This window comes from Micromonospora humidisoli (genome assembly GCF_016900955.1).
Lineage (GTDB): Bacteria > Actinomycetota > Actinomycetes > Mycobacteriales > Micromonosporaceae > Micromonospora > Micromonospora wenchangensis.
Map to the genome: position 1 here is coordinate 13,878 of NZ_JAFEUO010000004.1, position 12,948 is coordinate 26,825.

At 73.7% G+C, this 12,948-nt stretch carries 12 protein-coding genes; 6 read left to right on the forward strand and 6 right to left on the reverse strand.

The window, feature by feature from the left end; translation table 11 throughout:
• Positions 1–12 precede the first annotated feature (12 nt).
• The 3 genes from JQN84_RS14940 to JQN84_RS14950 all read right to left on the reverse strand — a co-directional run bounded on the left by JQN84_RS14940 (position 13) and on the right by JQN84_RS14950 (position 4,822).
• Positions 13–1,788: an ABC transporter ATP-binding protein gene (locus tag JQN84_RS14940; protein WP_281896040.1), complete on the reverse strand. Its 1,776-nt coding sequence runs from the start codon at positions 1,786–1,788 to the stop codon at positions 13–15.
• A complete protein-coding gene (locus JQN84_RS14945; protein ID WP_239485500.1) occupies positions 1,785–3,713 on the reverse strand; it encodes an ABC transporter ATP-binding protein in 1,929 nt (642 codons plus the stop codon). Before JQN84_RS14945 ends, JQN84_RS14940 begins: the two co-directional genes overlap by 4 nt.
• 332 nt (positions 3,714–4,045) lie before the next feature.
• Entirely contained in the window at positions 4,046–4,822 is a 777-nt protein-coding gene (locus JQN84_RS14950) for a phosphotransferase (protein ID WP_204959005.1), read from the reverse strand.
• A 166-nt stretch (positions 4,823–4,988) separates the two neighbouring features.
• Between JQN84_RS14950 and JQN84_RS14955 the strand changes: the two genes are divergently transcribed.
• The 6 genes from JQN84_RS14955 to JQN84_RS14980 all read left to right on the forward strand — a co-directional run bounded on the left by JQN84_RS14955 (position 4,989) and on the right by JQN84_RS14980 (position 10,352).
• On the forward strand, positions 4,989–5,903 hold the full coding sequence (locus JQN84_RS14955) for a class I SAM-dependent methyltransferase (protein ID WP_204959006.1): 915 nt from the start codon (positions 4,989–4,991) through the stop codon (positions 5,901–5,903).
• Positions 5,904–5,920: 17 nt separating this feature from the next.
• Entirely contained in the window at positions 5,921–6,823 is a 903-nt protein-coding gene (locus tag JQN84_RS14960; RefSeq protein WP_204959007.1) for a YobF C-terminal domain-containing protein, read from the forward strand.
• Between the two features lie 72 nt (positions 6,824–6,895).
• Positions 6,896–7,699 (forward strand): sugar phosphate nucleotidyltransferase, encoded by an 804-nt coding sequence (locus JQN84_RS14965; protein WP_204959008.1) that lies wholly within the window; start codon positions 6,896–6,898, stop codon positions 7,697–7,699.
• Entirely contained in the window at positions 7,696–8,793 is a 1,098-nt protein-coding gene (locus JQN84_RS14970; protein WP_204959009.1) for a glycosyltransferase family 4 protein, read from the forward strand. The genes JQN84_RS14965 and JQN84_RS14970 overlap by 4 nt, the downstream gene beginning before the upstream one ends.
• Positions 8,794–8,835: 42 nt before the next feature.
• Positions 8,836–9,996 carry a DegT/DnrJ/EryC1/StrS family aminotransferase gene (locus JQN84_RS14975; protein ID WP_204959010.1) on the forward strand — a complete coding sequence of 387 codons (1,161 nt, stop codon included), beginning with the start codon at positions 8,836–8,838 and terminating at the stop codon, positions 9,994–9,996.
• Positions 9,997–10,076: 80 nt separating this feature from the next.
• Complete coding sequence (locus JQN84_RS14980; RefSeq protein ID WP_204959011.1) at positions 10,077–10,352, forward strand: acyl carrier protein; 276 nt, start codon at positions 10,077–10,079, stop codon at positions 10,350–10,352.
• Positions 10,353–10,405: 53 nt separating this feature from the next.
• On the opposite strand, the gene JQN84_RS14985 is transcribed toward JQN84_RS14980, so the two are convergent.
• The 3 genes from JQN84_RS14985 to JQN84_RS14995 are packed head-to-tail and all read right to left on the reverse strand — an operon-like array spanning position 10,406 to position 12,916.
• Entirely contained in the window at positions 10,406–10,861 is a 456-nt protein-coding gene (locus JQN84_RS14985) for a MaoC family dehydratase (protein ID WP_204959012.1), read from the reverse strand.
• A 50-nt stretch (positions 10,862–10,911) separates the two neighbouring features.
• Entirely contained in the window at positions 10,912–11,865 is a 954-nt protein-coding gene (locus tag JQN84_RS14990; RefSeq protein ID WP_204959013.1) for a transglutaminase domain-containing protein, read from the reverse strand.
• 7 nt (positions 11,866–11,872) lie between these two features.
• On the reverse strand, positions 11,873–12,916 hold the full coding sequence (locus tag JQN84_RS14995; RefSeq protein ID WP_204959014.1) for a methyltransferase: 1,044 nt from the start codon (positions 12,914–12,916) through the stop codon (positions 11,873–11,875).
• Positions 12,917–12,948 lie beyond the last annotated feature (32 nt).

Here is a 12,948-nt window from a genome sequence, read left to right on the forward strand (position 1 = left end):
CGCGGTGCCCGGTCACCGGTACGCCCGGGTGTTGACGGCGACCAGTTCGGCGTACGGGCCGGAACCGGCGCTGAGCGTCGCGTGGTCGCCGGCCTCGACAACCCTCCCGTCGCGGACCACGACGATGAGGTCGGCCGTGCGGACGGTGGAGAACCGGTGGGAGACCAGCACGGTGATCGCCCCGGTCTGCCGGCCCACCCGGGCCGCCTGCTCCGCGTAGTGCTCGAACATGGCCAGCTCTGCCTCCGGATCCAGGGCCGTCGTCGGCTCGTCGAGCACCAACAGCATCGGCGCCGGGCGCACCAGCCCGCGGGCGAGGGCCACCTTCTGCCACTGCCCACCGGACAGCTCCGCGCCGCTGCCACCCTTGCCGAGCACCGTTTCCAGGCCGTCGGGCAGTTGGCGCAGCACGTCGTCGGCCCGCGCCAGGCGCAGCGCGTCACGCACCGGCTGGTCGGCGAAGCCGCTGTCCAGGTCGCCCATCCCGACGGCGTGCCGGGTCCGGAACTCGTAGCGCACCGCGTCCTGGAAGGCGACGGAGATACGTGCGCGCCAGCTATCCGGCCGGAGCCGGTGCAGGTCGAGGTGGTCGAGCAGGATGCGGCCACTGCTCGGGCGGTACAGCCCGCAGAGCAACTTCACCAGCGTCGACTTGCCGGCGCCGTTCTCCCCCACCACGGCCACCGTGCTGCCGGCCGGCAGCGTCACGGTGACGTCACGCAGCGCCGGGGTGTCGGTGCCGGGATAGCAGAACGACACGTCCCGCAGGGTGATCCCGTGTCGCAGCCGGTCCGGCGGGTCCAGGTCGCCGGGGTCGTCGTCCACGACGACGGCACGCAACTGCGCCATCCGCCCGTACAGCGCGGCCATCCGTTGCAGGTCGCGCAGCAGGGTGACGGTGGCGGTCACCTGCGCGCTGATCTGCGCGGCGAGGACCACGACCAGGATCACGTCGCCGACCCCGCGCCGGCCGTCGACGGCCGCCCGGACCAGCAGCAGCACCGAGCCGACGTAGGCCAGGGCGAACGTCACCTGACCGGCGGTACGCAGCGCGGCCGCTCGCAGGTCGGCCCGCAGGAGTCGGGCCGTCACGTCCGACCACAGCCCGGCGTGCCGGCGGCGCAGCTCGTCGGCGAGCCCGAACACCCGCAACTCGGCCGCGGCGGGCAGTCGGGTGGTCAGGTCGAACAGGTGCAGCGCCGTGCGGGTGGTCTCCGCGGTGTCCGTCTTGGCGGCGTCCACCAGGTGCTCGGCCCGCCGGCTGAGATACAACGACGGCACCGCCGCCAACGGCAGCAACAGCAACAGCGGGTGCAGCCGTACCAGCAGCACCACGGTGATGCCCACCGCGATCAGCAGACCGAGACCGTTGAGCAGCGCCTCCAGTCCCCGACCGAACTGCCGGATCTCGCGCTGCAGCACGGTCACCGTGTCGCTGGTCGCCGCCTGCTCGTGGTGGGCGATGCCGACCGAGCCGTTGGAGAGCCCGATGAGCTGCTCGTCGAAGTCGAGTTCGGCCAGCTCGGCCAGCTCGAAGTAGGCGAGGTGACCGAAATGGCCGAAGGTGACGGTGGCGAACGCGAGGACCCCGACGAACAGTCCGGTCAGCAGCACCACACCCCGGTGCCCGGCGACCACCGCGTCCGTCATCAGGCCCAGCGACAGTGCGAGCAGCGGGGCCGCCGCCGCGCCCGCCACGACGAAGAAGATCGCGGTGACCGTCCTGCCGCGGTTCACCCGCCACGCCGTGACGAGCATCTTCCCGCAGCCGGCGAACGTCGCACTCACCTGAGCACCTCCTGGGGGTCGACGTCGTCCGACGGGTTGTCCTGCGGGCCCAGCACCCGGTCGGCCTGCATCCGGAACAATCGCGCGTACCGGCCGCCGGTCGCCATCAGCTCCTCGTGGCTGCCCCGCTCGACCACCCGGCCCTGCTCCAGGACGACGATCACGTCGGCATGCCGGACGGTGGAGAACCGGTGGGAGATCAGCAGGCTGGTGACGCCCCTGGTCAGCTCGGCGAACTGGTCGAAGAAGCGGGCCTCGGCGCGCACGTCGAGATTCGCGGTGGGCTCGTCCAGGACCACTATCGGCGCGCCGTGCTGCACCGCGAACAGCGCCCGCGCCAGCGCCACCCGCTGCCACTGGCCACCGGAGAGTTCCGCGCCACCGGTGAGGTGACGGGCCAGCGGGGTGTCGAGGCCGGCGGGCAGCCGGTCCAGGGGCTCGGTCAGCCCCACGGACGCGACGGCCGTCCGCAACCCGGCCCGGTCGGCGCGGTGGTCGACCGCGCCGAAGGCGATGTTGTCGGCGACCGAGGTCTCGTACCGCAGGAAGTCCTGGAAGATGATGCCGATCGCGGCCCGCCACTCGGCGACGGGGAACGCGCGGATGTCCACCCCGTCGGCCCGGACCACGCCGCCGGTCGGCTCGTAGAGCCGGGCCAGGAGCTTGACCAGGGTGGTCTTGCCGGCACCGTTGACGCCGACGATCGCCGTGCACTTGCCGACCGGAATCCGCAGGTCGAGCTCGTCGAGGACGGTGCGGTCCTGGCCGGGGTAGTGGAAGCTCACCCGGTCGAAGTGCAGCTCCTCGCGCAGCGGCGGCAGCGGGCGCGGCGGCACCGGCCCGGACGTGGGCGCGGTCGCCGCCAGGCGGCTGACGAACCGGCGTACGTCGTCGTACGCGGAGATGCCGACGGCGGTCTGCATGTCGGCCTCGGCGTAGTAGCCACCCAGCGCGATCGCGCCCAGGGTCGCCTGCACCACCAGGGCGAACTCCGTCAGCGTCAACGTCGCCGGGGCGGCCACGCCCACCGCCGCGAACACCGCGACGGCCATCACCAGGCTCGGCCCGGCGAAGACCAGGTACCGCCAGAGCAGGATCCGCCGACGGTAGGCCCACAACGGTCGCAGCCACATCAGGTGCACCCGGCGGTACGTGGCGGTCAGCCAGCCGGCGAGCCCGAACACCCGGATTTCCTTGCCGGCGGCGGGTTCCACCGCGAGCGCCCGCAGGTAGTGCACCCGCCGCTCGGCCCGGCTCAACCGCTGCCGCGCCTCGGCGTACCGGCTCAGGCCGCCCCGGGTGCTGTGCCGCACCAGCAGCACCGACAGGACCAGACCGGCCGCCGCGAGCCAGGAGAACGCCACCCCGATCAGCACGGCATACGCCAGGAGCTGGGTGTAGCGGGCCAGCAGGGCGAGCAGGCCGGCGCAGGCGTCGCCCGGGGTCTGGACGGCGAACTGCAACTTCAGCGCCGCCACCCGCAGCCGGTCCTGGTTCTCCTCGTCCTCCAGCGGCGCGACACCGACCGGGGACAGGGACGCGGCCATCAACTCGTCGTGCACCTGCTGGTCGATGCGGCGGCCCGCCAGGTCCCCGAGCGACGCCCGCAGGGGCGCGATCACCTGTGGTGCGACGAACGCCAGCGCCGCCGCGACGAAGGCGCTCACCAGCGAGTCCCAGGCCGGGGAGCTCAGGCCCCCGGCGACCGCCGCCGGCACCCGGCCGAGCAGGATGCTGGTCGCCACGACGAACAGCACCGGCAGTAGGCCCAGCAGCAGGTTGGCCACCACCAGCGCGGTGACCAGGCCGGCCCCGCCCCGGCGCAGCAGCCGCACGGTCTGCCATCGGGCGCGCAGCAGATTGGCCGGGCTGCTGGCCATCGTGTCGGCGCTCTCGTCCAACGGCACCTCGACCGGAAGATCCATCCGGTGATCGCCCACCACACCTCCCGCGTCGGTCCTGGTCCACCCGCGCTCCGGCGGCACGTGCGTCATGCGCCGGACTACGGCACGCCGCTCCACCTGCCGCCCTCATGCGCCGGGGCGGGGCCGGCCGAACCCGGACCCGCCCCGGCCGTCGTCACCGGGTCGGCCTCGACACGAGCCCGACCACCCCGACCATGCCGATCGCCCAGCCCCGCCGACGATGTCGGCCGCCGGGGGCGCTCGGAGCGGGTCGCGGCAGGCTCCCCGTCCATGCTCGACGCGGGGGACCAGGGGCGCATCTCCCAGCGTGCCCTGACCCAGGCGACCCGACGTCAGGCTCCGGTGTCCCGCCGGTGGCGGCGCAGCTCGGCCAGCCGGCGGCGCGCGTACACCGGCTCGGCCCGCCAGCAGGTCGCCGTCTCCCAGGCCAGGCCGGCGGCGTGCAACGACGCCCGCCCACCCGGCCACGGCGTGGGCACCCCGTCGGGCAGGAAGGCGTAGTCGAACCAGGGCACGTCCACCCGCGCCTCGTCCCAGTCCAGCAGCGTGACCCGGGATCCGTCGACGAGCACGTTGGTGGGGCCGACATCGCCGTGCACCACGCAGCGCGGCCCGTGCTGCACCGGCAGCCAGGCGGCGCGCACCATCCGGGCCACCGGGGCGGGCATCGCGTCCAGCCGCACGTCCCCGCCCCGGTCCGCGGCGAGCAGCGCCCCGCTGGCGGCGAAGCCGGGGCGCTGCGGCCAGCCGGTCGTCGCCGCGTGCAGCACCGCGAGCTGGTCGGCCACCCGCCGCCAGTCGGTGGGGTCGGCCGGATACCGGCCGGGGACGAAGCCGGTGACCAGCACCCCGTCCACGTGCCGGCGGCCGTCGTCGGCGGGCACCGGCTCGGGCACCGCCACCCCGCAGCCGCGCAGATGGTCCAACAGGTCCAGCTCCCACTCCAGGGCGGCACGGGGGCGCACCGACCGGCGGACCACCAGCGGCACCCCCGCCCGCTCGGCCAGCAGCACCTCGTTGCGGTGCCCGCCGGGCAACGGACGGACCAGCTTCACCCCGGCCCACGCCGCGAGCGCGGCCCACCCGTCGCCGCGAGCTGGTTCGTCCACACCGCCACCCCCGTCGTCGCCGGCCGTACCAACCCAGGCTAACCGGCCGGACCGACGGGAGGTCCGGACGCGACCCCACCGGTTGGGGCGACGCTGGTGCTGGCCGCATGGGTACGCCCGCACGGTGAGCTGTCCCCGACCCGCGTCGATGGAAACACTGAGGGGCATGAGGGTTGAGGTGGCTGCCACGGACGACGACCTGTCCGGCGTCGCCCGGACCGCCCGGTGGACAGCGGCGGCGCGGGCACGGGAGACGGCACGACCGGACCGGCTCTTCGACGACCCGTACGCCGCCCTGCTGGCCGGCGCGGACGGCGAGGCGCTGCTGCGGCACTTCCACACCGGACGGGCCGCCGCCGACGGCAACCCGGTGCTGCCCATCCGCACCCGCTGGTTCGACGACGTCCTGCGCGACAGCGTGACCGAGGGATGCCAGGTGGTCGGGCTCGGCGCCGGACTGGACACCCGGGCGTACCGGCTGGACTGGCCGGCGGGCACCGTGCTGTTCGAGGTGGACCAGGCCAGCGTGCTGACGTACAAGCGGCGGCGGCTCGCCCGGGTCGGCACCGTGCCCCGTTGCGAGTGCCGGACGGTCGCCACCGACCTGACCGGTGAGTGGGAACCGGCCCTGCTCGACGCCGGTTTCGACCCGGCGGCGCGGACCGTGTGGTTCGCCGAGGGGCTGCTGTTCTACCTGCCTGCGGCGCGGGCCGCCGCCGCGGCACGCCAGGCCGCCCGGCTCTCCGCGGCGGGTAGCCGGATCGCGGTGGACCTCATCGGCACGGGGATCTTCCGGCTGCGCTACATGCGACCCTTCCTCGACAAACTGGCGCGGGCCGGCAGCCCGTGGCGGTTCGGCACGGACACCCCGGCGGAGTTCCTCCGGCAGGCCGGCTGGGCGGTCGAGCGGATCACCGAGCCCGGCGCGGCCGGGGCCAACTACGGCCGCTGGCCGCAGGGCGGGGTGCCGGCGGACTTCCCGAACCTGCCCCGCAGCTATCTCGCCACCGCCGGCCTGCCCACCGGCCGGCCCGGACCACCGCCCGACGACGCCCCCGCGGCGTCGGGCGACCATCGCTGAGACAGGAGTTGGCCCCGATGCCCGTTCAGTTCTCCGGAGAGACGCATGGCTGTTTCTCCGACTCCCTCCAGATGGCCTTCGGCGACGAGGGCCCCGGTGAGACCGTGGTCGAGGTGCTGACCGGCTCTGCCTTCGGCATGTACCTGCACCATGACGGCCGCCCGTTCTTCGCCCCGGCCGGCTGGAACCCCGAGAAGGGCATCAACATGATGCTGGACCTGCTCGGCTGGACGTGCGAGCAGACCGGCGGCTCCCCGGACGAGGTGGCCGCCGCGCTGGAGAAGGTGGACGACCAGCACCGCGCGGTGGCCGGCCCGGTGGAGATGGGACTGTTGCCGCACCACCCCGGGCTGGGTCAGCCCATCGGCGCCGACCACTACCTGGTGGTCGTCGGCTTCGACGGGGGGAACGTGGTGATCCACGACCCGCGCGCCCACCCGTACACCGTGCTGCCGCTGGAGAAGCTGCTGGCCGCCTGGCGTACCGAGACGCTGTCCTACCGGGTGCCGGACTTCAACCTGCGGACCGGTTTCCAGCGGGTCCGCGCGGTGGACACCGCCGAGGCGGTGCGCCGGCTGCTGCCGATCGCCGCCGACATGGTGGCCCCGGAGGCGTCCGCGGCGGCGGCCGAGGGCGCGGCGAAGGTGCTCGACGGCGGACTGACCACCTTCCTCTTCTTCCACCTCGCCGACTTCATGGTGTGCGTGGGGGCACGACGCCGCAACGACGCGGCCGTGGTGCTGGCCCGGCACGGCTACACCGGGGTGGCGGAGGTGCTGGATCAGCAGGCCCGGTTGATCGGATCGATGGAGTACCCGCTGGTGGCCGGGGACTACGCCGCCGCGGCGGCGACGATGCGCCAGCTCGCCCCGACGTTCGCCCGGTTGGAGGCCGAACTGCGGGCGGCGGTCCGGTCGTGAGAAACGGCGGTACGGCAGGGCCGCGTCCGCGGGCGGGCGCGGTCGTCGTCCGAGGGACGGGAGACTGATCCGATGCACGCGATCCTGCTGGTGGGGGGCCGGGGCACCCGCCTGATGCCGCACACCAGCAACCGCCCGAAGGCGCTGGTGCCGATGGGTGAGCACTCCTTGCTGGAGATCAGCCTGCGTCGGCTGCGGGCCTGCGGCTTCACCCGGGCGACGCTGTGCGTCTCGCACCTGGGCTCGATGATCCGGTCCGCGTTCGGCGACGGATCCCAGCTCGGTCTGCAGGTCGACTACTGCGTCGACGAGCGTCCGATGGGGACCGCCGCGCCGCTGCTGCTCGTCCCGGACTGGACCGAACCCGCCGTGGTGATGAACGGCGACCTGCTCACCTCAATCGACTTCGGCGACCTGCACCGCCGGCACGTGGCCGGCGACGCCGGGTTGACCGTGGCGTTCCAGCGTCACTGGGTCTCCACCGGGGTCGGGCTGCTGCGCGCCGACGGCGACCGGATCCGGCGGGTGCACGAGAAGCCGACCTTCGAGTGGAACGTCTGCTGCGGGATCTACGTCGCGGACCCGGACGTCCGCGCGCACATCCCGCGCAGCACACCGACCGATATGCCGACCCTCATCAATGCGCTGACCGATGCCGGCAGACCGGTGAACGGCTACGCCTTCACCGAGTCCTGGCACGACGTGGGCACACCGGCCCACTACGAGCAGGCGCGGGCCGACTTCCTGGCGGATCCGGACCGGTACCTGCGGTTGACGCCGTCCCCGCACGAGGCGCAGCGCTGCCGCCCGGAACTCGACGTCTTCTTCCTCGACGAGCCCGTACCGGGCGGTGCCACGATCGAGATGTGGACGTGAGGGGCGAGGTGGGCGACGTCCTGGTGGTCTTCGCCGGCTACGGGGAAACACAGGCAGGGGCGGAGCGGATGGCGCTGCGCGCGACGCAGGGCCTGGCGGCCCGGTCCCGGCGGGTGACCGCGCTGGTCACCGCCGCACATCCGGACACCGTCGCGGGCCTGCGCACGGCCGGCGTGCCGCTCTTCACCGACGTCGGGCAGCTGCACCGGGCCCGCCCGGACTTCGCCCCGTCAGTGGTGCACACCTTCGACCTGGCCCGCCCCGACGCACCGGTCGAGGCGGTACGGCTGGCCCGCCGCTACGGCGCCCGCCTGGTGCTGACCCCCTGCTCGTCGCCGCAGGTGTGGCCCGACCCGGTTCGGGCCGGCGAGGTCTGCCGCGCCGCCGAGGTGGTCTTCGCCCTGTCCGCCGCGGAGGTGGCCGCGCTGCGCAACGTGGGCGTGCCGGCCACCCGAATCCGGCGTCTCCCGTCCGCCTCGGACCTCACCGGCCCGGTCGACACCCCAGGTTTCCGACGCCGGTACGGCATCCACGGGCCGTTCGTGCTCTTCGTCGGGCGTCGCACGGTCAGCAAGGGGTACCAGACGCTGCTGGCGGCGATGGACCCGGTGTGGCGGCAACTGCCCGACACCCGGTTCGTCTTCGTCGGCCCGGACGTCGACCCGGAGGTCGCCGGGCACCTCACCGCCCGGGCCGACCCGCGCCTGCACGACCTGGGCACGGTCGACGAACAGACCAAACACGACGCCCTGGCCGCCTGCGAGCTGCTCTGCCTGCCCAGTGTCGCGGACGTGTTCCCGTTGGTCTTCGTCGAGGCGTGGACGTGCGGGAAGCCGGTGGTCAGCGGGGCGTTCGCCGGCGCGTACGAGGTGGTGCGGCAGGGCGTGGACGGGCTGGTCGTCCCGCCTGGTCCAGCGCCCCTGGCCGCCGCGCTGATCGAGCTGCTCAGCGATGACGTCCGCCGGGGGCAACTCGGTGTGGCGGGGCGGCGGCGGGCCGAGCGGTCGTTCGGCTGGGAACGGGTCGTCGACGCCTACGAGTCCGGTTACGCCTCCTCGCCCGGCCTGGCCCCGCCGCCCGCGCCGGCACGGTGAACGGCCCACCGATCCCTGCCCAGATCGAGGAAGGACACACCGATGAGCGCACCGCCCGCCCGGCACTGGCGGATCACCCTGGCCGACAACACCGTCGACGAGCACGAGATCGCCGCGGTCACCGAGGTGCTGCGCTCGCGCTGGCTCTCGGCCGGCGCGCAGACCGCCGCCTTCGAGCGGGAGTTCGCCGACCGGATCGGCACCGACGACGCGGTCGCGGTCAGCAGCGGCACGGCCGCGCTGCACCTGGCGATGATGGCGCTCGACCTGCGGCCCGGCGACGAGGTGATCATGCCGGCGCTGACCTTCGTGGCCGGTGCCGCGGTGGTGGCGTTGGCCGGCGCCATCCCGGTCCTGGCCGATGTGCGCGCCCCGGACGACCTCACCGTGGATCCGGTGGACGTGGCGCGGTTGGTAACCGGACAGACCCGGGCGGTGGTCGCGATGCACTACGCCGGATACCCGGCGGACCTGGCCGCGCTGCGTGCGGTCACCGACCGGCACGGCGCGGTCCTGGTCGAGGACGCCGCGCACGCGCCGATGGTCGAGCACGACGGGCGGATGCTCGGCACGCACGGCGACATCGGCTGCTTCAGCTTCTTCGCGACCAAGAACGTCACCGCCGGTGAGGGCGGCATGGTGGTCGCCCGCGACGACGCGGTGCGCGACCGGATCCGGCTGGCCCGCTCGCACCACCTGACCACGTCCACCTGGGACCGGCTCCGCTCGGGTGACGCCAGCTACGACGTCGCGGGCTTCGGCTTGAACTACCGGCCGACGGAGGTGGCCGCCGCGTTGGGTCGGGTCCAGCTGGGCAAGCTCCCGCTGGACCGGGAGCGACGCCGGTCGCTGGTCGCCACGTACCGGGAGGTGCTCGCCGCCGCGCCCGAGCTGGTGCTGCCGTTCGCCGGGCGGACCGGCGACTCCGCGCTGCACCTGATGCCGGTCGTGCTGCCGGCGGGGACCGACCGGGGCGCGGTGCGCGAGGGCCTCGCCGCCGCCGGCGTGCAGACCTCGGTGCACTATCCCCCGGTGCATCACCTGTCGGCCTACCGGAGCAGCCCGGGCGCGGGCCGTTCGGCGCTGACCGTCACCAACGCGGTGGCTGCACGCCTGCTCTCCCTGCCGCTGCACAGCCGCATGTCCGACGACGACGCCGCACTGGCCGCCGCGGCGCTCCTGCGCTGCCTGCGGCAGCGCTGAATGTCGGGGCCCACGGCGAACGCCACCGCCGTCGCCCGACCCGACCCCACCATCCCCGCACCGACTGGACGGAGCACGTCATGACCTCCCCACCATCCGCCGCCACGGCCACTGCGACCATCGTCCGACTGCTGGCCGAGATGACCGGCCACGAACCGGCGTCGCTGACCGGCGACACCAGGATCTTCATGGAGCTGGGCCTGACCTCGTCCCGGATCCTGGAGCTGTTGATGCGGCTGGAGGACGAGTTCGACCTGCGGATGGTCGGTCACGTGGACTGGTTGCACATGGAGACCGTCGACGACCTCGCGGTGGCCGTCGCCGACCGGTCGGCCGGGCTCGCGCCCCGGTCCTGAGCGCCGCCCGCGGCGTCGACCCCGGCAGCGTCGTCTGCCGGGGCCGACGCCACTCACGCGTAGTTGTGCACCAGCACCTGAGCGACGCAGACCGGCATCAGACTCCCCTCCACCTGGTACCGCAGGCTCAGGGCGAGCTGGACGCCGCGGCGTAACGGCTGGACCCCGCGCAACACCACCCCGGCCCGGATGCGGGACCCGACCGGCACCGGGGCCAGAAAGCGGACCCGGTCGCAACCGTAGTTCACCTTGAGGCGAACGCCCTCGGCGACGAGCACCTGCTCCAGGACCCGGGAGGTCAGCGCGAGGACGAGGAAGCCGTGGACGACCGTGCCACCGAACGGGCCGTCGGCTGCCCGCTTCGGGTCCACGTGGATCCACTGGTGGTCACCGATCGCCGCGGCGAAGCAGTCCACCTGCTCCTGACTGATCAGCATCCAGTCGCTGAAGCCGAGGTGCTGCCCCACCAGTGCGCGCAGGGGCTCGACCTCGGTACCGACGACGACCATGCCGACCTCTCCTGGCGCGGGTGCGGGGGCGACGGGTTCGGGCGGCGGGCTCATTGGACGAGGAAGTACGCCGGCCCCAGCCGCTCCGGCGGCGACCCGCCGGCGGCCCCACCCGCGCCCCGGTGGCGCAGCATCGGCACGTCCAGGTCCAGGTCGACCCGCCAGTACGCGCCGACGGGGCGGCGGTGCGCCGGCCAGTCGCCGTCGGCGAGCAGCCCCCAACCGGCCAGCGTCCGGAGGAAGAACGGATCGGCCGGCCACCACCGGCCCTCGACGTCACGCAGCTCCAGCCAGTGGTGCCGGTTGGCGAAGGGGCGCGACAGGCACAGGCCGGTGGCCGGTCGGGCCGGCACGCCGAGCTCACCAGCCCACGCCACCAGATGGCGTACGGCCAGGGTGCAGTCGGCCAGGCCGGTCTCCCGCAGGAAGCCGAGGTCCGCGGTGAGGCCCGGCGGCAGCAGGTGGAACCGCAGTCCCGCGGCCTCGTCGAGGAGACGCCGCTGCTCGGGGGTCGGCGGCGGGGTGGCGTCGGCGGCGGCGAGCAGGACGTCCACCTCGAACCGGGACGCCTCGGGGCGACGGACCGCCACGACCTCCGGCGCGGAGGTCACCGCCGGGTCGAGGACGAAGGCGCAGCCGGCGCAGTGCTCCCGGTCCGGGCAGTACGCGCGCACGACCACGGTGCGCCGGACCGCCGCCCCGGCCCCGCCGGCGCGCAGGGCAGCCGCCATCGCCTCGTACGTCGCCCGCTGGGGTGACCGTACGCCCAGCAGCAGCGCCACGTTGCGCAGGTCGTAGCGGTCGAACAGCAGGCCGGTGGCGTCCGAGGAGTGCGGCAGACCCTGCTCCACCAGTTGCTCCAGGCAGGCCCGGGACAGCCGGTGGAACCGGGTCGCGTGCTCCAGCGACGTGTCGAAGTCGCGGTGGCCGTCGGGTACCAGGCGGACCTGGCCGACCACCGCCTCGGGGGTCGCCGGCGCGGACGCCGGCACGGGTGTGGACACCGCCGGCCTACCGGCCCGGCTTACGGGCCAGGAACAACCCGTTGCCCGGAGCGCTGCGCACCGGCTGGAAGTCCACGTCGACCAGCCCGGCGTCGGTCAGCCAGTCGCGCACCTCGTCGAGCGGGTACGTCTGCTGACCGACGCTGTTGAACATGCTCAGCGCCATCATGGCGCCGAAGCTGCGGCCGATCGGACCCAGTTCGGGGGCGGGGAACTGGTCGAGGATCACCAGCGAGCCGCCGGGCCGCAGGGCGGCGGCGGTCCGGGCGACCAGTTCCCGGTTCTGGACCGCGCTCTTGGAGTGGATGACGTTGAACAGCAACGCCATCGACGGGCTGCCCAGCTCGTCGGTGAAGAAGTCGCCGGCCCGGAAGTCGACCCGGTCGGCCATGCCGTTCTCGGCGATGGCCCGGTCGGCGAGCCGCTGCATCTCCGGGATCTCGAAGATGGTCGCCCGCAGCTGCGGATGCCGGCGGCACAGCGCGATGCTGTAGAGGCCGTAGCCGCCGCCGAGGTCCAGCAGGTGCCCGGCCGGGTCGGGCACCGGCACCCGCTCCAGCACCTCGTCGATGTTCATGTTGGTGAGGGCGACCATGCCGTCCTGGAACACCCGCCACTGCCGGGCCAGCCAGCGCGGGGTACGCGGTTGGTCCGGCCCGAACGGCAGGGGCAGCTCGCCGCGCAGCCGGCCTTCCAGGTTCGCCCAGTCGGTGAAGACGATCTTCTCGAAGTACGGGATGCCCATCGAGATCATCGGCAGCAGTTCCCGGGTGGTGTCGGTGACCCCGTACCGGTCCCCGGCGCGGCGGACGTAGCCGACGCAGTCCAGGCAGTCGAGCAGGAACGCGATGCCACGGGGATCCAGCTCCGTCTTCTCGGCCACCTGCTCGCTGGTCAGTTCCTCCTCGGCCAGGGCCGCCAGCACGCCGGTGCGGAAGGCCAGGGTGACGGCCCGGAACCCCCAGGCCGAGAGCATGTCGAACATGAAGGCCGGCACCGCGTTGTCGGCTCCGCTCAGGGACCGCTCGGCACCCGGAAGCGTGATGGGCATACTGCTCTCCAATCGATGTGCCCCGCCGTTCG

Excerpts from the sequence above, each read along its gene's own strand:
- JQN84_RS14965 (WP_204959008.1), top strand. The coding sequence starts at position 6,896 with ATGCACGCGATCCTGCTGGTGGGGGGCCGGGGCACCCGCCTGATGCCG.
- JQN84_RS14995 (WP_204959014.1), bottom strand. The coding sequence starts at position 12,916 with ATGCCCATCACGCTTCCGGGTGCCGAGCGGTCCCTGAGCGGAGCCGAC.
- JQN84_RS14945 (WP_239485500.1), bottom strand. The coding sequence starts at position 3,713 with ATGGATCTTCCGGTCGAGGTGCCGTTGGACGAGAGCGCCGACACGATG.
- JQN84_RS14960 (WP_204959007.1), top strand. The coding sequence starts at position 5,921 with ATGCCCGTTCAGTTCTCCGGAGAGACGCATGGCTGTTTCTCCGACTCC.
- JQN84_RS14985 (WP_204959012.1), bottom strand. The coding sequence starts at position 10,861 with ATGGTCGTCGTCGGTACCGAGGTCGAGCCCCTGCGCGCACTGGTGGGG.
- JQN84_RS14975 (WP_204959010.1), top strand. The coding sequence starts at position 8,836 with ATGAGCGCACCGCCCGCCCGGCACTGGCGGATCACCCTGGCCGACAAC.
- JQN84_RS14955 (WP_204959006.1), top strand. The coding sequence starts at position 4,989 with ATGAGGGTTGAGGTGGCTGCCACGGACGACGACCTGTCCGGCGTCGCC.
- JQN84_RS14980 (WP_204959011.1), top strand. The coding sequence starts at position 10,077 with ATGACCTCCCCACCATCCGCCGCCACGGCCACTGCGACCATCGTCCGA.